Source organism: Xanthomonas sp. LF07-6 (assembly GCF_034105445.1).
Classification (GTDB): Bacteria; Pseudomonadota; Gammaproteobacteria; order Xanthomonadales; family Xanthomonadaceae; genus Xanthomonas_A; species Xanthomonas_A sontii.
In genome coordinates, this window is sequence record NZ_JAXGGI010000008.1 from 126,430 (window position 1) to 146,284 (window position 19,855).

At 70.1% G+C, this 19,855-nt stretch carries 13 protein-coding genes; 7 read left to right on the top strand and 6 right to left on the bottom strand.

The features are described 5' to 3' along the window. Positions 1-86 precede the first annotated feature (86 nt). Positions 87-1,289, top strand: a complete 1,203-nt coding sequence (locus SLW56_RS13775) for a GAF domain-containing sensor histidine kinase (protein WP_267099927.1) — start codon at positions 87-89, stop codon at positions 1,287-1,289. A gap of 560 nt (positions 1,290-1,849) precedes the next feature. On the opposite strand, the gene SLW56_RS13780 is transcribed toward SLW56_RS13775, so the two are convergent. Together SLW56_RS13780 and SLW56_RS13785 are read right to left on the bottom strand one after the other, a co-directional pair. After that, entirely contained in the window at positions 1,850-2,437 is a 588-nt protein-coding gene (locus tag SLW56_RS13780; protein WP_017908488.1) for a phospholipid scramblase-related protein, read from the bottom strand. Between the two features lie 354 nt (positions 2,438-2,791). Then, a complete protein-coding gene (locus SLW56_RS13785) occupies positions 2,792-3,775 on the bottom strand; it encodes a LysR family transcriptional regulator (RefSeq protein ID WP_017916788.1) in 984 nt (327 codons plus the stop codon). 167 nt (positions 3,776-3,942) lie between these two features. Here SLW56_RS13785 and cobA point away from each other — a divergent pair, with 167 nt between their 5' ends. Beyond that, positions 3,943-5,133, top strand: a complete 1,191-nt coding sequence (gene cobA, locus SLW56_RS13790; protein WP_295963432.1) for a uroporphyrinogen-III C-methyltransferase — start codon at positions 3,943-3,945, stop codon at positions 5,131-5,133. Positions 5,134-5,162: 29 nt separating this feature from the next. Continuing rightward, entirely contained in the window at positions 5,163-6,122 is a 960-nt protein-coding gene (cysK, locus tag SLW56_RS13795) for a cysteine synthase A (protein WP_017908608.1), read from the top strand. 51 nt (positions 6,123-6,173) lie between these two features. Here the strand turns inward: cysK and SLW56_RS13800 are convergent, their stop codons facing one another. Together SLW56_RS13800 and SLW56_RS13805 are read right to left on the bottom strand one after the other, a co-directional pair. Then, the gene (locus tag SLW56_RS13800; RefSeq protein ID WP_267083748.1) at positions 6,174-6,560 is read right to left on the bottom strand and encodes a tetratricopeptide repeat protein; all 387 of its coding nucleotides are present in this window, start codon (positions 6,558-6,560) and stop codon (positions 6,174-6,176) included. 95 nt (positions 6,561-6,655) lie between these two features. Further along, on the bottom strand, positions 6,656-7,756 hold the full coding sequence (locus SLW56_RS13805; protein ID WP_017912988.1) for a nucleoside hydrolase: 1,101 nt from the start codon (positions 7,754-7,756) through the stop codon (positions 6,656-6,658). Between the two features lie 252 nt (positions 7,757-8,008). Between SLW56_RS13805 and SLW56_RS13810 the strand changes: the two genes are divergently transcribed. Next, positions 8,009-8,524 (top strand): isoprenylcysteine carboxylmethyltransferase family protein, encoded by a 516-nt coding sequence (locus tag SLW56_RS13810; protein ID WP_152236166.1) that lies wholly within the window; start codon positions 8,009-8,011, stop codon positions 8,522-8,524. A 22-nt stretch (positions 8,525-8,546) separates the two neighbouring features. On the opposite strand, the gene SLW56_RS13815 is transcribed toward SLW56_RS13810, so the two are convergent. Next, entirely contained in the window at positions 8,547-9,044 is a 498-nt protein-coding gene (locus tag SLW56_RS13815) for a hypothetical protein (RefSeq protein WP_320694998.1), read from the bottom strand. Between the two features lie 126 nt (positions 9,045-9,170). Here SLW56_RS13815 and SLW56_RS13820 point away from each other — a divergent pair, with 126 nt between their 5' ends. The 3 genes from SLW56_RS13820 to SLW56_RS13830 all read left to right on the top strand — a co-directional run bounded on the left by SLW56_RS13820 (position 9,171) and on the right by SLW56_RS13830 (position 17,621). Next, positions 9,171-9,713, top strand: coding sequence for an O-acetyl-ADP-ribose deacetylase (locus SLW56_RS13820; RefSeq protein ID WP_152181057.1), 543 nt, complete (start codon positions 9,171-9,173; stop codon positions 9,711-9,713). Positions 9,714-9,982: 269 nt separating this feature from the next. Next, entirely contained in the window at positions 9,983-11,683 is a 1,701-nt protein-coding gene (locus tag SLW56_RS13825) for a ShlB/FhaC/HecB family hemolysin secretion/activation protein (RefSeq protein ID WP_320694999.1), read from the top strand. A gap of 13 nt (positions 11,684-11,696) precedes the next feature. Next, positions 11,697-17,621 (top strand): MBG domain-containing protein, encoded by a 5,925-nt coding sequence (locus SLW56_RS13830; protein ID WP_320695000.1) that lies wholly within the window; start codon positions 11,697-11,699, stop codon positions 17,619-17,621. 190 nt (positions 17,622-17,811) lie between these two features. Here SLW56_RS13830 and SLW56_RS13835 read toward each other — a convergent pair whose 3' ends face one another. Then, on the bottom strand, positions 17,812-19,851 hold the full coding sequence (locus tag SLW56_RS13835; RefSeq protein WP_320695001.1) for a sensor histidine kinase: 2,040 nt from the start codon (positions 19,849-19,851) through the stop codon (positions 17,812-17,814). Positions 19,852-19,855 lie beyond the last annotated feature (4 nt).

Genomic DNA, 19,855 nt, shown 5'->3' on the forward strand with positions numbered 1-19,855 from the left:
GCACGCGAGCACCGTGTGAACGCCGCGTCGGCAAAAACCGTGACAGGTACCATAGACTGCGTGCCTTTCCGCCCGAGTCGCGCCGCATGTCTCCCGTCGAACCCGCCGCCGACCCGGTCTATTGCGCGGCCAAGCCCCGCAACGAAGCGCTGCGGCTGGACGCCTTGCACAGCTACGCGATCCTGGACACACCGCGCGAGCCGGCGTTCGACGACATCACCCGGCTGGCCGGGCTGATCTGCCAGGCGCCGATCGCGGTGGTCAACCTGATCGACAGCGAGCGCCAGTGGTTCAAGAGCGAGATCGGGCTGGGCACGCGCGAAACGCCGCTGGCGACCTCGCTGTGCGCGCACGCCCTGCTCGAGGACGACCTGCTGCTGGTGCCGGATACCCGCGAGGACCCGCGCTTCGCCTGCAATCCGCTGGTCACCGGCGAGATGCGCCTGCACTTCTATGCCGGCGCGCTGCTGAAGACCTCCGACGGCCTGGCCCTGGGCACCGTCTGCGTGCTGGACCGGCGCCCGCGCCAGCTCAGCTACGAGCAGATCGAAGCGCTGCGCGCGCTGGCGCGGCAGGCGATGGGCCAACTGGAACTGCGCAAGGCGCTGCATCTGGCGCAGGAATCCAACCATTACCGCAGTCGCCTGATGGCCATCGCCGGCCACGACCTGAAGACCCCGCTGCGCACCGCGTCGTACGCGCTGAGCAAGCTGCAGCGCCAGCAGGACGCGGCGCAGGATGGTTCGCTGGAGACCGCACGTACCGCCTTGAACCAGGTCGCCAGCGGGCTCGACCAGCTCGCCACCAACGCCGCCGCCGGCGAGCTGCGCCTGCCGGCGCTGCAGACCCTGGCCCTGGCCGACGTGCTGGCACCGATCCTGGCCACCTGGCAGCCGCAGGCCGCGGCCAAGGGCGTGCAGCTGCGCAGCGTGCCGACGTCCTTGCGCGTGCGCAGCAGCGCGGCCTTGCTGTCCACGTTGCTCGGCAACCTGCTCGGTAACGCGGTCAAGTACACCGCGCAGGGCAAGGTACTAATCGGCTGCCGGCGCCGCGGCGACCAGGTGGCGGTGGAGATCATCGACCGCGGCATCGGCATGGACGAAGACGGCCTGCGCACGCTGTTCCAGGCCTTCCGCCAGGCCGACCCGCGCAGCGACGGCCTCGGCCTGGGCCTGTGGATCGTGCGCCGCGCCGCCGAGACCCTGGGTTGCACCGTGGAAGTGCGCAGCCAGCCGGGCCACGGCAGCCACTTCACCGTGCTGCTGCCGGCGGCGAGCACGGACGCCTGACGCCCGAGCCACGCTGGCGCAGGTGTACTTGCGCTGGCGCCCGTCCCCTCATCCGCCCCTTCGGGGCACCTTCTCCCGGGGGGGAGAAGGAAGATGTCAAGCGCAGCCGCGCAGCGTTGAGTGACCAGGGCTCGGCAGGGACCAGTGAGGTACCAAGGTCTTCCGGCAGCCTGCAGTCGGGACTGAAGTCCCTCCCACAATGGCCACGGCCGCTCAGTGTGAGACGCCTGAACTGCGCTGCGCTGCGCTGGGCTGAGCGCGGGTACTGGCACTGGCGCCCGTACCCTCATCCGCCCCTTCGGGGCACCTTCTCCCGGGGGAGAAGGAAGATGTCAAGCGCAGCCGCGCAGCGTTGAGTCGCTAAGGCTTGGCAGGGAACAGTGAGGTACTGAGGTCTTCCGGCAGCCTGCAGTCGGGACTGAAGTCCCTCCCACAATGGCCACGGCCGCTCAGTGCGAGGGGCCGGGGAGCCGCCGCCGCGGGAATCCCGCTTTTGCGATTCCCCACTCCCGATTCCCCATTCCCAGCTTCACCGCGATTCCCCATTCCCGGCTTCAAAGTCACTCCTTCAACACCATATCGATGCACAGCACCGCCGCCATGATCAGGATCCTCCGCGGATCCTCGGCCGGCAGGCTCTCGGCGATCGACAGCATGTAGTTGTCGGCGCTGGTGAACAGTTCCTTGCCCAGCCCGGCCCACTTCTTCGAGACCTGCGCCAGTTCGCGCTCGCCCTGCACGAAACGGAAATCCCAGCTGGTCCACTTGCCGCGCAGGGTGCACACCGGCGCGCCCTGGGCATCGAGCACGTCGAACTTGCCGCCGATGGAGAAGAACTTCTGGCTGAAGGAACCGACCAGCCGATCGCGCTCGTCCAGCACCTCAACCTTGGACAGGAACAGCGAGAAGCCGCGCTTGACCGTCAGCACCTTCTGCCCATCCGGAGTACGCACTTCCACCTGGAACGGGGTCATGCGCTTGTAGTCGGTGAACCGGAAGATCTTGGTGAACACGCCCAGGTTCGGCTCGCGGCATTCCAGCAGCTTGCGGTTGCTGTGCGGATCGAACACGTCGTAGTTGTTGGCGGCCTTGAACATGCCGACCTGTTCCTTGACGAAGAACAGGTTGTGCTGGAGAACAGGATGCATCGGGCGTCCTTGCGTTGGGAAAGTCGACGCGCCCTGGGCGACGGCCGCACAGCGGCGGCGCGGTGCCGACAGCCGCCGGCACGTCCAGGGTCGCGGTCTGCCGGGCGGCAGCGCGGGCCGCATGATAGGGGGCGACTGCGGCCGCGGCAACGCGCACGGCAGGCAACCACGCCAGTGCGGGGTCTTCATTCCAGTGCAGGCCGCGACGCCGTTGCCCTTACTTCTTTTGCCAGACGTCTGTCCGAAGCCAATCGACGTATCGATCAAAGGACGCCGCTGTCGCGATTCCCCAGTCCCGACTCCCTATTTCCGGCTTCACCGCCATTCCCCAATCCCGATTCCCCATTCCCGGCTTCAACTGGTAATGGTCTGGGTCAGATCTTCCCAGCTCGGCGGCGCTGGCCAATCCGGCTGCTGGTTGCCTTCCATCACCCGACGCAGGTCGCGGGTGTCGATCTGCGGCGCCAGGACATGCACCAGTTCCAGCGCGTAATCGCGCAGCACCCGGTCGCGCGGCAGCACCGCCCAGGCGATGCAGTCGGGAATCTCCGGCGGCGCCGGCCACGCGCGCAGGTCGGTGTCGTTGGCGCTCACCGCCATTTCCGCCAGCAGGCCCACGCCGAGTCCGGTGCGCACGTAGGTCTTGATCAGGTCCGCGTCGAGCGCGGTCAACGCGATCCGCGGCTCCAGTCCGAGCCGGCCGAAGGCGCGCTGCAGCGAGGAGCCGGCGCGGGTCGAGGATTCGTAGCTGATCAGCGGCTGTGCCGCCAACGCGGCCATGTCCGGCACCCGCCTGGGCACGTCCAACGCATGCCCGCGCGGCACCAGCACCAGCCGCCGCCAGCGGTACAGCGGCACGGCGATGCCCGCCGCCGGCGCGCTACCGGCAGTGCTGACGATGGCGATGTCGGCGTCGCCCTGGCTGAGCAGGTCCAGCGCCGCGCTCTCGGCGGCCTGCTGCAGATGCACGCTGACCTGCGGATAGGCCTGTTTGATCTGCGCCACCGCCGGCGGCAGCACGAAGCGCGCCTGGGTGTGGGTGGTGGTGAGGGTCAGCTGGCCCTGGCTCTCGCGGCGCTGGTTGGCAGCGTAGGTGCGGATGTTGTTGGCCTCGGCCAGCACAGCGCGCGCGCGCTCGATCACCTCGCGCCCGGCCGGGGTCACCGTTTCCAGGCTGCGGCCCTTGCGCACGAACAACAGGAATCCCAGTTCGTCCTCCAGTTGCTTGAGCTGCTTGGACAGCCCGGGCTGGGTGGCGTGCACGCGCGCCGCCGCCAGGGTGATGTTCAGATCGGCATCGGCAATGGCGACGAGGTAGCGGAGTTGGGTCAGCGTCATCGGGACGAGGGCGAGGCGCCGCCAGGCGGGACGCTCGACTGTAGTGGAATTCGGCCTTTCACCTTATAACCGAAAGCTATCTGCCTTGGGCATGAAGTCATTTCCTGGGGCTATGAGCCGGCGCTACGGTCGTCGCTCCCTCCTGCCCTGCGTCGCGAGCCGTCCTTGTGAGTCCAGCCCCGATTGCCCTGTATCCGGACCTGCGCGACCGGGCCGTGCTGGTGATCGGCGGCGGCGCGGCCGCCGAGCGCCAGCTGCAGGCACTTCTCGCCGCCGGCGCCCTGCCACGGGTAGCCGCGCCGACCCTGACCCCGGGCTTGCATGCGCTGGCCGCGCAGGGACGGCTGGTCTGGCTGCCAGGCACCTTCAACAGCGCCTGGCTGGACAGCGTCTGGTACCTGATCGCCGCGAGCGAGGACGCCATGGCCAACCGCCAGGCGCTGCAGGCCGCGGCCGCGCGGCGGGTGCTGGCGCAAGCCGTGCCGGCCGAGCCGGCGTCCGCAGCCAATGCCGCTGCCGCCGAGACCGCCGCACAGCATGCGCTGCCGCTGCGCCCAGGCAGCGTGACCCTGGTCGGCGCCGGGCCCGGCGATCCCGGCCTGCTCACCGGCAACGCGCTGCACGCCCTGCGCCAGGCCGACGTGGTCCTGCACGACCGCCTGGTCAGCGCCGCGATCCTGCAGCTCATACCGACAGGTACCGAACGCATCGCCGTCGGCAAGTCGGCCGATGGCCACAGCGTCGCCCAGGAGCAGATCCATGCCTTGCTGCTGGAACACGCGCGGCGCGGACGCCGGGTGGTGCGGCTGAAGGGCGGCGACCCGTTCGTGTTCGGCCGCGGCGGCGAGGAACTGGAATACCTGCGCGCGCACGGCGTGGACTACGCGGTGGTACCCGGCATCACCGCCGCGCTGGCCTGCGCCGCCTACGCCGGCATCCCGCTGACCCATCGCGACCACGCGCAATCGCTGCGCCTGGTCACCGCGCACTGCAAGGCCTCGCTGGACACCCTGGACTGGACCGCACTGGCACAGGAACGGCAGACCCTGGCGGTGTACATGGGCGTGGCCGGCCTGGACACGGTGCGCACGCGCCTGCTCGCCGCCGGCCGCGCCGCCGGCACGCCGTTTGCGCTGGTGGAAAACGGCTCGCGTGCCGAGCAGCGGGTGGTGCGCGGCACCCTCGCCGACCTGCCCGATACCGCCCGCGCGCATGCCGTGCGTGCGCCGGCGCTGCTGATCCTGGGCGAGGTGGCCGCGCTGGCCGACACCCTGCACTGGTTCGGCGCCGCACCGCTGCACGCGCTGCCCTCACCTTCCCCGAAGCAGGCGGCGCCTACCCTGGCCCACGCCGCCTGACCCGCCCCCCATTCCCGGAGACCTTGCCCATGGCCATCTACGACAACATCCTCGACACCATCGGCCACACCCCGATCGTCAAGCTGCAGCGGCTGGCGCCGGCGCACGTGGACCTGTACGTCAAGGTCGAGGCCTTCAATCCCGGCGGTTCGGTCAAGGACCGCCTGGCCCTGGCGATCGTGCTCGACGCCGAGGCGCGCGGCCTGCTCAAGCCCGGCGACACCATCGTCGAAGCGACCTCCGGCAATACCGGCGTGGCGCTGGCGATGGTCGCCGCCGCACGCGGCTACAAGTTCGTGGCGACGATGGTGGAGACCTTCTCGATCGAGCGCCGCAAGCTGATGCGCGCCTACGGCGCCAAGGTGATCCTGACCCCCGCCGCCGAGCGCGGCAGCGGCATGGTGCGCAAGGCCGAGGAACTGGCCAGGCAGCACGGCTGGTTCCTGGCCCGGCAGTTCGCCAACCCGGCCAATCCGGCCTACCACCGCAGCACCACCGCCGCGGAAATCCTGCGCGACTTCGCAGGCCGCCGGCTCGACCATTTCGTCAGCGGCTGGGGCACTGGCGGCACCCTCACCGGCGTCGGCGAAGTGCTGCGGCTCGCGCGTCCGGAAGTACACATCACCGCCACCGAACCGGCCGGCGCGGCCCTGCTGCAGGGCCAGGAGTGGAAGCCGCACAAGATCCAGGGCTGGACGCCGGATTTCGTGCCCGAGGTCCTCAACCGCGAGGTCTACGACGAGGTGCTGAGCGTGGAAGACACCGACGCCATCACGGTGTCGCGCCGCCTCGCCGCCGAGGAAGGCATCTTCACCGGCATCTCCGGCGGTGGCACGGTGGCCACCGCGCTGCGCGTGGCCGAGACCGCGGCGCCCGGCGCGGTGATCCTGGCGATGCTGCCGGATACCGGCGAACGCTACTTCTCCACGCCACTGTTCGCCGACATCAACGAAGGCAGCGACGACGACTGGCTGGCCGGTCTGCCGTAAACGCGCAGCGGCAGGCATGCGCCCTGGCAATGCCGCACCGGCGCGGCATCGCTATTGTGCGTGCGGATCGAAGTACGCCGTCCACGATATCGGTGCGGCGCGCAGGCTGGCCGCGTGTTGGAACGCGGCCATGGCTTCGGCCTGCTGGCCCACGTTGAGCAAGGCCACGCCCAGATTGAAGTAGGTACTGCGATCGTCGGACTGCAGGCGCACCGCGCGGCGCAGTGCCGCGGCTGCCCGCCGGTAGTGCCCGCGATCGCACAGCACCGCGCCCAGACAGGTGAGCGGGCGTGGATCGGCGGGTGCCGTTCTAGCCGCGGCGCGCACAAGTGCCTCGGCCTCGGCCAGCAGCGCATCGGCACGCTGCGGCTCCCGGAACGCTGCCATGACCAAGGCCTTCGCCTGCGCGAGGCGGTCGTCGGGCACGGATGCGCTCATGCCGGCACACCGCAGGCCGGCGTCCCGCCTGCACCGCACGCGAGCGGCAGGACGCCGTGGCGTGCAGCGGACTGCAGATCCGCGTGCGCCATGCCTCAGACCGGCAGCGGCGCGCCCAGCGCCGGCGGCTGCGGCGCGGTCAGCCGCTCCACCAGCAACTGCTCGATGGCGGCCACGTCGACCTCGCGCACCACCTGTTGCGCCTGCTCGCCCAGGCCCGGCTGATAGCCCGGCGCCCACGACAGGATGTCGCCATAGCCGGCGCCGAACTCGGTGTTGGTGTCCACGTACAGCGTCTCGCTGACGGTGGCCAGCTCCGGGCGCAGCCACACCGCGGTGGCCAGTTCGTCCCACATCGGGAAGCCAGGCTCGCGCCGGCGCAGCGCATGGCCGATCGGCGTGTCGGCGGCGCCCATCCGCGCCAGCAGCTGCGGGGTCAGTTCGGTGGCGGTGGACGGATCCACCGGCACCATCACCATGCGCCGCCACGGCGCGCGCATCACGATGCTGGCCGCTTCCGGGTCCCAGCGGATGTTGAATTCGCGCCGCGGCGAATTGACGAACTCGCGCGCGAACTGCGCCGCCGACACGCTGTCGCGGCGCTGCCGCGGATTGAGGCTGCCGCCCATGTAGACCAGTTCCTTGGCCAGCGTGGCGAAGTCGGGATCGAGCCGTTGCGCCAAGGCCAGATTGGTGAGCGGCCCGGTGGCGACGATGCTGACCTCGCCGGGGAACTCGCGCACCTTGCGGATCATGAACAAGGCGGCCGGCTCGCTGGCTGCCTGCACCACGGTGGGATTGCCCAGCGGCAGGTCCGGGACCACGTCGTGCGCGTGGTAGCGCGGTGCGCTCTGCACGGTGTCGTGCTCGACCCACTGCCGGGTCCAGGCGCCCTTCCACAGCAACTTGCCGTACAGCGCTTCCCAGCGTTCGGTGGCCACCTCGCTGTTGAGCAGCGGGAACACCGGGCCGGGCAGCACCGGCACTTCGCCACGCCCGGCGATCTCGAGCAGGCGCCGGGTATGCGCCAGCGCTTCGTCGCGCCAGATGTTGCCGCTGACCACCGAGATGCCCAGCACCTCCACCTCGGGCGATTGCAGCAGCAACAGCTGCGCAGGAGTGAAGCCGTCGATGTCGTCTTCGAGGATGACCCGGCGGCGCGGGGCGGCGGTGCTGCTGGCGGAAGCGATTGGCATGAGGCGGGACAATGGTGGCGGAAGGGGAACGACCGGCGCGTCGGGTGCGATCGACGCGGAACGACGCGACACGTCGAACGCAAGCGTCTGCGACGTGCCGCACGGGCGCTAGGGTAATCGGGTTTGCGCGCACTGCCACGCACGACGAGGCACTGCCGGGTCGCGCCCGTGCCCATTCGTGACGCGCGCGCGCGGACGCCGTGGGCAGCCGCGTAAACTTGCGCGGCCGCAACCGAACCAGGGAAGGACTGCATGCACGACCGAACCGACCGCACCGATCCACCGCCCGCACGTGCGCAGGTGCGCGTACCGTTGCTGGTGCGCACGACCTCGCCGGCGCATTTCCTGCTGGCGCTGCTGCTCGGCGCCAGCCTGCAGCACGCGCTGCCGTTGCCGTTGCCGCAGGGCACCGCGCTGGCCTGGCTGCAACTGGGCGGTGGCGCCGTCGCGCTCGCCGGCCTGCTGCTGGCATGCTGGTGCTTCGTGCTGTTCGCGCGCGACCGCACCACCCTGCTGCCCGAGCGCGCGCCCTCGCACCTGGTCTGCCACGGGCCCTACCGGCTGACCCGCAACCCGATGTACGTCAGCCTGACCCTGAGTTACCTCGGCCTGAGCGTGCAGATCGGCTGGCCGTGGTCGGCGCTGTTGTTGCCCTTGCCGCTGCTGGCCTTGCAGCGGGTGGTGATCCCCTACGAGGAAGCGCGCCTGCGCGAGCGCTTCGGCAGCGCCTATGCGCGCTACTGCGCGCAGGTCGCGCGCTGGCTGTAGCCACTGGCCGCGTCGGCATGCCTCAGCGCGCCAGCCACCAGGCCGCCGCCGCAGCCAGCAACAGCGCCAGCAGCACCCAACGCCATGCCCCGCCACGGTCGCCGGCGGCCACGGTCGAGGCGGCACCCAGCGTCGGCGCCGAGCGCAGATGCCGCTGCACCATCTCCAGTGCCTCGCGCAGCGACATGTCCGGATAGTGCTCGAACACCAGCTTGGCGGCCGTGCGCCGCTCGCCGCGGCGCAGCGCCAGTTCCGCCGCCGGCGGCAGGCGCCGTTCCTCGGCCGCCACCGGCGCCTGCGCCCCGGTCGCCGACGTCGACCCCGCTGCCGCACCGGAGGCGTGGCGGTCGAGCATCTCCGTCACCGTGCGCGCCGCGCCGGCCAGCAGCCAGGCATCGACCTGCTCCTTCGCACTGCGCAGGTCCATGCCACTGTGCGCGCGCAGCAGCTTGATCGCCTTGATGATCTGGCCCTGCGCGAGGGCATCGGCGACCTGTGGCGGCGGCGGGTTCGGGTTCATGTCGCAGGTGCTGAGATGGGGGCGCGTCAGTCTTGCCGCTGGCCGGTTAAGCGGCCGTGGCAGCGCGCGGCGGCGGGTGGCGACACCCTCACGCATCCATCATTCGGCTCCCCTAAAGATCGGCGCATGAAGATCGAAATCTGGCAAGGCGACATCACCCAGCTCGACGTGGACGCGATCGTCAACGCCGCCAACGAGTCCCTGCTCGGTGGTGGCGGCGTGGACGGCGCCATCCACCGTGCCGCCGGCCCGGAATTGCTGGAAGAATGCCGGCGCCTGCCGGAACTCAAGCCGGGCGTACGCTGCCCGGTCGGCGAGGTGCGCGCCACTGCGGGCCACCAGCTCAAGGCGCGGCATGTGCTGCATACCGTCGGTCCGGTGTGGCGCGACGGCGCCCACAACGAACCGGCCCTGCTGGCCAACTGCTACTGGCGCGCCCTGCGCATGGCCGAACAGATGGGCCTGCACTCGGTGGCGTTCCCGGCGATCAGCTGCGGCGTCTACGGCTACCCGCTGCACCAGGCCGCGCGTATCGCGGTGGCCGAGACCGACGCATGGCAGCGCGCGCATGCGGTGCCCAAGCGGATCATCCTGGTGGCCTACAACGACGCCACCGCCAAGGCGTACCGGCAGGCACTGCGCGACGCGCAGTGCGCCACTGCAGCCTGAGCGGCCGACCCGGACGCTGGCAGCCCCGGCGGATATACCCGCGACGAATCACCACAGGGCCTACGCTCCACCCGGGCGCAGGCACGCCCTGATTCACTGAGATGGCGGCCGCCCAGCGCCCGGCGCTGGCACAGCGTGCTGTGGGGATTATCCCGACACCGTGTCGGGGGACCGCGCAAAGAGTGATCGCGCGCTCAGATTCGCTCAGATTGATCGGCGGTGGGAAGGCTACATTGCGCGAGCCTCAACCCTAACGCCACCTTAACATCATGACGATTTCTTGCCGTCCGCGTCCGAGTACGCTGGCGAATGCCCTGTTCGTGCTTCCGTGGGCCGCCGGCCTGGCCTTGACGCTGACCTGCGCGACGGCACTGGCCCAGGAGGCCGCCCCGGCCACCGGCACCAGCACCACCGACGCCGCGGCGCCGATCGCGGTACAGGCGATCCGCGTCACCGGGGTCGGCGACCATCCGCGCGAGCAGATCGATCCGGCGCGCCTGCAGGCGCTGGCCGACGCGCGCCTGCGCGCACTCGGCGGCGGCACGGTGCCGGCCCAGCTCAGCTTCGCGCAACTGCAGCAGATCGCCGACACGCTGACCCAGGCCTACCGCCAGGCCGGCTTCCTGGTCGCCCGGGCATATCTGCCGGTGCAGACCCTGGGGCCGGACCAGGTGGTCGAGATCCGCGTGGTCGAAGGCCGGGTCGGCAAGATCACCGTCGAGGGCACGCGCCGCTACGACGACCGCCTGATCGCCAGCCCTGCCCTGGCCCTGCAGGGCCAGATCCTGCGCCAGCAGGATCTGCAGTCGGCGCTGCTGTATGCCCGCGACCTGCCGGGCGTGTCCGCCACCTCCGTGCTCAAGCCCGGCGCCAACCCCGGCGAGACCGACGTGGTGATCCAGGCCAGCGAGGAGCGCCCGCTGCAGGTCAGCGTCGGCGCCAGCAACTACGGCACCCCGAGCATCGGCCGCTACCGCGCGCAGCTCGGCGTGGACTGGAACAACCCGCTCGGTCTGGGCGACCACCTGTCGGCCAGCTATGCCTATGCGCTGGATCCGGCCAATACCTGGCAGGGCAGCCTCGCCTACCAGGTGCCGATCGCCGGCGTCGACGGCCTCAGCGCCAGCGCGTCCTACACGCGCAGCGTGGTCAACCTCGACAACGGCGCGTTCGCCGCGCTCGACATCCAGGGCCCGACCCAGCAGAGCGCGCTGGGCCTGGACTGGAAGTTCGTCAATTCCGATGCCTGGCGCGTGCAGAGCTGGCTGCACCTGGTCAAGGAAAGCTCGCGCCTGCAGGGCCTGGGCGTGCTGCTGTCCAAGCAGAAATTCGATGTGGCCGAACTCGGCACCAGCGTGCGCCACGACGACCGCCGGCTCCACGCCATTGACCTGCTGCAGCTCAGCGTGCGCGGCGCGCTCGACGACGATTCGCCGCAGACCGATTACCTGTACGCCCGCCACGACCGCCACTTCACCGTCGCGCGCCTGAGCTACACCCGGCTGCAGGGGCTGACCGCCACGCAGCGGCTGCAGCTGCGCGTCAACGGCCAGTACAGCGACGACACCCTGACCCCGCTGGAGCAGTTCTCGCTGGGCGGACCGACCAGCGTGCGCGCCTTCCCGCTCGGCGCCGCGCTCGGCGACCGCGGCTTCGACTCCGGCCTGGAGTACCAGGTGGACGCACCAGGCTTCGCCAGCGCCGCCTCGCCGTTCGGCGGCCGCGCCTGGGGTCAGCTGCTGACCGCCAGCGTGTTCTACGACTACGGCCGGGTCTACCCGAACGGCGCCAACCGCGCGGTGTACGACAGCGTCACCACCTTCGAGGGTGCCGGCGTCGGCCTCAGCTTCCGGCTGCCCGACTGGCACGGACTCTCGTTCGATCTGGCCGCGGCCAAGCCCACCGGCACCACCAAGCCGGGCGACGGCAAGGATGTGCGCTACTGGGCGCGCTTCGGCCTGACCTTCTGACCTGGGGATCTCCATGAACCGCATCTACCGCCTCGTCTTCAACCGCCACCTCGGCGTGCTCCAGGTCGCCTCCGAAGTCGCCACCGGCCACGCCGGCGCCACCGGCACCGGCGCGGCGCGCCTGGCCGCGCCGCTGCTGCCCTTCGCCCTGGCCTGTGCGTTGGCCGCGCCGGCCCACGCCAGCGGCGTGCCGTCGCTGTCCAGCGCCACCGGCGCCACCGTGTCGCAGAACGGCGGCACGCTGCAGATCGACCAGAACGCGGCCAAGGCGGTGCTGAACTGGAACAGCTTCAATGTCGGCAAGGACGCCAGCGTGGTGTTCGTGCAGCCGTCCAGCTCGGCGGTGGCGCTCAACCTGATCGACGCCAGCCGCGGCGCCAGCGTCATCGACGGCAGCCTGCGCGCCAACGGCAATGTGTTCCTGATCAACTCCGCCGGCATCCTGTTCGGCAACCACGCGCAGGTGAACGTCGGCGGCCTGGTCGCCAGTTCGCTGGGCCTGGCCGGCGACGACGACATCGGCTACCTGCTCGCGCGGGGCGACCATGGCGCCGCCAGCGTGGTCAACCAGGGCAGCATCCGCGCCGGCAACGGCGGCTCGGTCAATCTCGTCGGCAACCATGTCGCCAACCGCGGCAGCATCAGCGCCGACGGCGGCGCCATCCGCCTGCTCTCCGCCGATCAGGTCAAGGTGACCATGGACGCGGCCGGCGCGATCGGCATGCAGATGGTCGCGGCGGCCAGCCAGTCGGTGGACGGCGCGGCGGCGGCGGTGGAGAACAGCGGCACGCTACGCGCCAATGGCGGGCAGATCCTGCTGCAGGCCGGCAGCACCGGGCTGTCGCAGTTGCTGGTCAACAACACCGGCGCGCTCGAAGCCACCGGCATCGACACCTCCGGCGGCAGCGTGCGCCTGGTCGGCAGCGGCGGCGACGTGGCCAGCAGCGGCCGCATCGATGTCTCTGGCACCCACGGCGGCAGCGTGCAGCTGCTGTCCGATGGCGCGGTGAGCGTCGCTGGCCGCATCGACGCCAGCGGCACCGCGGCCGGCGGCAGCGTGCGCATCGGCGGCGGCTATCAGGGCGGCGAACAGTTGCAACACGCCAGTGCGGCCACGGTCGCCGACGGCGCGCTGCTCGATGCCAGCGCGACCGGCCAGGGCAACGGCGGCTCCATCGTGGTCTGGTCCGACGGCCACACCGCGGTGCATGGCGCGCTGCGCGCCAACGCGGCCGGCAGCGGCAGCGGCGGCCTGCTCGAAACCAGCGGCCACACCGTCGACTTCTCCGGCATCGCCGTCGGCGCCAAGGGCGCCGGCCCCGGCAGCGCCGGCACCTGGCTGGTCGACCCGGAAGACCTGACCGTGGACAGCGCGGCCGCCAGCACCATCAGCGGCGCGTTGAACGGCGGCACCAACGTCACCCTGCTCACCTCCAGCACCAACGCCAGCGGCCCGGGCACCGTGAGCAACGGCAGCGGCGACATCAACGTCAATGCGGCGATCGGCTGGAGCGGCAACTCCACGCTGACCCTGGACGCCTACCACAGCATCTATCTCAATGCCGCCGTCACCGCCACCGGCAACACGGCCGGCCTGGTGCTGAACTACGGCGGCTACACCGACAACGGCACCGTCGGCGGCACGGGCGACTACTACGTCAACACCCCCGTCTCGCTCGGCGGCGCGTACGCCAGCCTGGCGATCAACGGGCAGGCGTACACGCTGATCCACTCGCTGGCCGACGCGGCCACCTATTTCAACAGCCCGGGCGCCTATGCGTTGGCCCAGGACATCGACCTGGCCGGCGTCACCCGCAGCAGCGCCCTGGTGTCCTCCTTCCAGAGCAAGCTGGCCGGCCTTGGCCACAGCATCAACAACCTGACCATCTCCGGCGCCAGCGGCTACGTCGGCCTGTTCGGCACCACCAGCAGCAACAGCCTCATCCGCGATGTGCATCTGGGCAACGTCTCCATCTCCGGCGGCTATTACGTCGGTGGCCTGGTCGGCTACGGCCAGGGCGCGATCAAGAACGTCACCGTCGACGGCAGTGTGACCGGGAGCTCCGGCGGCGTCGGCGGATTGGCCGGCTACAACCTGGGCTTGATCGACAACAGCGCGTTCGCCGGCAGCGTCAACGGGCAGAGCGCCGTCGGCGGCGTGGCGGGCAACAACGTCAGCGGCACGATCCGCAACACCCACAGCACCGGCAGCGTGACCGGCAGTTCCTCCAACACCGGCGGCCTGGTCGGCTACAACGACGGCGGCAGCCTGACCAACACGTATTCCACCAGCAACGTGAGCGGCACCGACTATGTCGGCGGCCTGGTCGGAACCAACCAGAACGCCGGCTCGATCAAGAACAGCTACGCCAGCGGCAGCGTGATCGGCACCAGCTCCACGGTCGGCGGGCTGGTCGGCATGAACTACCAGAGCACCATCGCCAACACCTACGCCACCGGCAGCGTCACCGCAACGGCCTCGGTGGGCGGGCTCGTGGGCGTCAATAACGCGGGTGGTGCCAGCGTCAGCTCCAGCAGCGTCAGCAACAGCTACGCCACGGGTGCCGTCATCAGCACCAACAACAACAACGTGGGCGGACTGATCGGCGCCAATTCGGGCAGCGTCAGCAATGCGTCGTGGGACGTCGACAGCACCGGCCAGGCCAATGCCATCAGCAGCGGGGGCGGCGGCAGCGCCACCAATCTGACCAGCTTCGGCAGCAACAACCGTTACAGCCACAGCACCTACGGCAATCTCGGTACCTGGGCGTTGCTCGCCGGCACCAGCAACGTCTACGTCGCCAGCGATGGCGTCGGCAGTCCGGCCTGGATCATGATCGAGGGGCAGACGCGCCCGTTCCTGGCCAGCGAGTACAGCACCACCATCGGCAACGCGCACCAGTTGCAACTGATGGCGTACAACATGGCGGCCAACTACAGCCTGTCGGCCGACATCGACGCCAGCCAGACCGCCGGCAGCAACGCCAGCGGCATGTGGAGCAGCGCCGGCTTCAGCCCGGTCGGCGACAGCAACAACGCCTTCACCGGCAGCCTCGACGGCGCGAACCGCGCGATCTCCGGGCTGACCATCGCCCGTGGCGGCACGTCCTACGTCGGCCTGTTCGGCAACACCGGCGCTGCCAGCCGGATCGTCAACCTCGCCCTGACCGGCGCCACCGTCACCGGCACTGCCTACGTGGGCGGCGTCGCCGGCTTCAATGCCGGCACGCTCAGCGGCATCCGCGTCACCGGCACCATGAGCGGCACCGGCAACTTCATCGGCGGCCTCACCGGCTACAACAATGCCGGGACGATCACCGGCGCGCAGACCAGCGGCAGCGTGGTCGGCAGCGGCGGCCCCTACAGCGGCAACTACGTCGGCGGACTGATCGGCAGCAACGCCAGCGGCACGATCAACGCGTCGTCCTCGTCGAGCACGGTCTCCGGCGGCAGCAGTGTCGGCGGCCTGGTCGGCAACGACTACCAGGGCAACTACAGCAACGTGCAGGCCAGCGGCAGCGCGACCAGCACCAGCACCGCCAGCGGCGACCATGTCGGCGGGCTGATCGGCAACGCCAATCAGAGCCAGATCCAGAACGCCTCGGCCAGCGGCAACGTCACCGCGACCACCACGCATGCGGGCGGTCTGCTAGGCCAGGCGTCCACCGCTACCCTCACCAATGTGCAGGCCAGCGGGAGCGTCTCCGGCTCGAACTACGTCGGCGGGCTGATCGGAGTGGCGAACAGGGGGACCATCACGAACGCGCACGCGACCGGTGGCGCATCGGGAGTCAACTATGTCGGCGGACTGGTCGGTAACCTCTTCAGCACAAGCCTCAGCGACGCTTACGCCGTCGGCGATGTTTCCGGCACGTCGTACATCGGCGGGCTGGTCGGGTACAACTCTCGAGGCAGCCTGGCCCGTGTCTATGCCACTGGTTTCATCGCCGCCACCGAGTATGCGGGCGGCCTGGTCGGTTACAACCTGACCGGCACCATCAACGCGGCCTATGCCGGCGGCCGTGGCGTGATCGGCACCCAGTATCTCGGCGGTCTGGTCGGCTATAACGATGGCGGCATCATCAACGCCAGCTACGCCATCGGCGACATAGGCGGCAGCAACGCCGTCGGCGGCCTGGTCGGCACCAACAGTGGCACGATCAACGCCAGCTTCTTCGCCACCGACATCGGCGGTAATCCGATCAACGCCGGCCTGCGCTTGGCGGGCAGCAACACCGGCAGCATCGATGCGATCAGCGGCGGCAGGTCCTGGAGCGCGTTGAACACGCTGTCCACCTTCACCGATGCCGGCTGGGCGATCGACAACCGCGGCGGCACCGGCCAGACCTGGCGCCTGTACGAACACATGGGCACGCCGCTGCTGCGCAGCTTCCTGACCCCGTTGACGATCAGCACCAGCCTCTCCGGGCTCGACAAGACCTACGACGGCAACGGTGTCAGCGGCACGATCTCGTCCTACACGGCCGGCGGCGCCTTCGACCCGAGCCTGCTGTTCGGATCGTCGCTGCGCTACGCGACCGCAGGCAATGGCGTCGGCAGCTACACCACCGGCAACGGCATGCTGCAGATCGGTGGCCTGGCGTCCTCGCAGCAGGGCTACGACATCGGCTACGTGGTCTCCGGCGGCATCGCCATCACCCCGGCGACGCTGACGGTGACGGCGACCTCGGGCTCCAAGACCTACGGCAGCACCCTCAACCTCAGCGGCTACCGCGTTTCCGGCCTGATCGGCAGCGACAGCGTCTCCGGGGTCGCGCTGAGCAGCGCGGGCGCCGGTAGCGGCGCCGCAGTGGGCAACTATGCCGTCACCGCCTCCGGCGCGACCGGCGCAGGGTTGTCCAACTATGTCGTCAACTACGTCGACGGCAGCCTGCGCGTCGATCCGGCGACGCTGCGCATCGTCGCCAACGACGCCAACAAGACCTACGGCGGCACCGTCAACCTCAGCGGCTACAGCGTTTCGGGCCTGCTCAACGGCGACACCGTCTCCGGCGTCGCCCTGGGCAGCGCCGGCGCCGGTGCCGGCGCCGCGGTCGGCAACTACGCCATCACCGCCTCCGGCGCGACCGGCGCCGGGCTGTCCAATTACGTCGTGACCTATGTCGATGGCAGCCTCCGCGTCGATCCGGCCACCCTGCGCATCGTCGCCAACGACGCCAACAAGATCTATGGCGGCACCGTCAACCTCAGCGGCTACAGCGTTTCGGGCCTGCTCAACGGCGACACCGTCTCCGGCGTCGCCCTGGGTAGCGCCGGCGCCGGTGCCGGCGCCGCGGTCGGCAACTACGCCATCACCGCCTCCGGCGCGACCGGCGCAGGGCTGTCCAATTACGTCGTCAACTACGTCGACGGCAGCCTGCGCGTCGATCCGGCCACCTTGCGCATCGTCGCCAGCGATGCCAGCAAGACCGTCGGCAGCACCGCCACCCTCACCGGCTACCGTGTCTCCGGCCTGCTCAACCGCGACACCGTCTCCGGCGTCGCCCTGAACAGTGCCGGTGCAGGCAGCGGCGCTGCGGTCGGCAACTACGCCATCACCGCATCCGGCGCCACCGGCGCAGGGCTGTCCAACTACACCATCAGCTACGTCGATGGCCTGTTGAACGTGGTCGCCGGCAGCGGCGATGGCGGCGGCGCCGCTGTCCAGTTGCCCACCACCACCGTGCAGGCGATCAACACCTCGGTCGCCGCCGCCACGGTGACCAGCGATGCCGGCAGCACGACAGAGACCAGTCCGCAAAAGGCCGACGAGACGGCCAGGCAACTGGCGGCCGCGGCACACGGCGGCAGCAGCGGCACCGTGACGGCCGCCACCGACTCGATCCTGATCGTCGACGGCGGCATCCGCGCCCCGGCGGTCGCCTGCAGCCCGGGCGCGTCCAACGCCTCCGCGGACAGCTGCATCATCCGGCAGTAGCCGGGAATGACCTGACGACACCGCGCGGCGGTGTCGTCGGGTCATGGCACCGCTTTCGTCACGGCCCTCGCCGGCACACGAATCGGCACCGGGCTCTCTGCACGAACGCGCGGCGATCGGTCGCCGCCGCGCCCGATTGTTTTTGCTGTTGGCGCAGAGCGTGCGTCGGGATACGCACAGCCGCCTGCGATCAGGCCTCCGTCGCCGGCGGCACGCGCGACACTGCGAGCTGTGCATCCGGGCGGCGCGGCAGCAGCAATACGAAGCAGACCGACTCGTCGGGTGCCTGCCTGGCCAGGCCTACCCATCCCCCGAGACGCTCGGCGATGCGCCGGACCAAGTACAGACCGAGCCCCGCGCCCGGCGCATGCCGCGCGCTTTCGCCGCGGTAGTACTTCTGGAACAGCCGCTCGCGTTCGGCAGGCGCGATGCGTTCGCCCGGATTGGCGACCTCCAGCCGCAGCCCTCCGGCACTGCCGCGGACGCGCACGCGGATGGCCATGCCCGCCGGGCAATGGCGGTCGGCATTGGCGAGCAGGTTGCGCACGGCCACCCGCAGCAGTCCGGTATCGGTGAGCAGACCATCGTCGTCGGTGAGAACCTCGCAGACCACGCGCTGCGGCGGGAAGTCACCGCACAGGTCGTCGAGCAGGACGCGCAGGGCGCACGGCTGCAGCCGCAGTTCCGAGGCCGCCTCGCCCATGCGGTCGTCGGCGAGATACTCGTCCACCAGCGCCAGCAGCCGTTGCGCCGCGTCGCGGATGTTGCCGCAGCGCACGCGATTGCGTTCCGGTGGCGCATCCAGCTTGCGCGCCAGCTGTTGCGCCGAGGTCATGATGACGGCCAGCGGCGTGCGGAACTCGTGCGACACCATCGCCACGAAATCGCGTTGCTCCTGCATGACCTTGCGCTCGGTCTGCAGCAAGCCGCGCAGGTCGTTCTCCAGCGCCTGCCGCCTGCCGATTTCGTTGCGCAGCTCTGCGGTGCGCAAGGCCACGTCACGCTCCAGCGCCAGACCGTGCCTGCGCGCGAGTGCCACCGCGGCCTCGGCATGCCGCCGTTCGCGCAATCGGCGCTGCCGCTCGTAACGACCGATGAGGAACACGCTCAGCAGCGTCATGTGCAGCATGGTGCCGAACGTGGTGGCGTACTGGGTCCACGCATTGACCGGGACGAATCCGAGATTGCGCAGGAAGCCCAGCATCACCCCCAGATAGAACGGAAAGAACGCGAGCACGAAGAACAGCGCCGGCCGATAGCGGCGCCACAGCAGGTGCAGCCCCAGCCCCGCCAGCAGCAGGATCTCCAGCAGACCCAGCGACTGCACCGGCTGCATGCCCCAGGCGTAGTGGCCGGCGAGCACGAACACGGCGCACCCCAACGCGACCGCCCACAGCAGACGTGTGCCCCAGCGCACCAGCCGCGGATGAAAGGCGCGCAGGTTCAGTTGCCGGCTGGCGACCTGGAATCCCACCGGCAGACTGCAGGCGATGCTGATGCCCAACAGCGTGTCGCTCCACGCCATCGGCATGCCGGTGACCTGCTGCACCAGGCCGATGGACATCGCCTCGTTGAACACGCAGCCGCCGAGATAGGCCACGAACAGGCCACTCATGCGCGCGCGCGTGGCGAGCCAGAACAGCACGTGCAGGCACAGCAGCAACAGGTAGAAGCCGAAATACAGGCCGAACTGCAGCCCCTCGCGCCGCGAGTGGTTATCGAAGGGCAGCCGTTGCCAGACGTCCAGACGGGTGACCATCGCGTTCTTGCTGCGCAACCGCAGCAGCACCTCGTAATCGCCCGCATGCGTTGGCGCGAACTGGAAGACCGGGCTGCGGTAGTCCACCGGCCAATCGCGCCGCGGCACGCGCTCGCCGCTGTCCCCCAGCGCGCGCCAGGCACCGCCCTCGGGCCGCACGTAGGCCTGCACGTCGTCGAGCAAGGCATTGCTCAATCGCAACATCCAGCCGCCGGGCGGTACACTCTGGACATGAACAGGCAGGCGCAGCCACACGGCACCGTCGGCGAATCCCGCGTTGAGGCCGTCGGGCAGCCGGGTCCAGCCGGTCGCGGCGGCGGCCTGCACCACGTCCAGTCGGCCGTGCGGATCGTCCAGGCGCTGCAGATACCCGCTCGCATCCTGGTGCGCGCTGGTCAGCGGCAGCGCCGCGACCGCGGATGGCGCCGCGTCGGCGGCCACGGCCACGCCCACCACGAGCCATGCGCCCACCAGC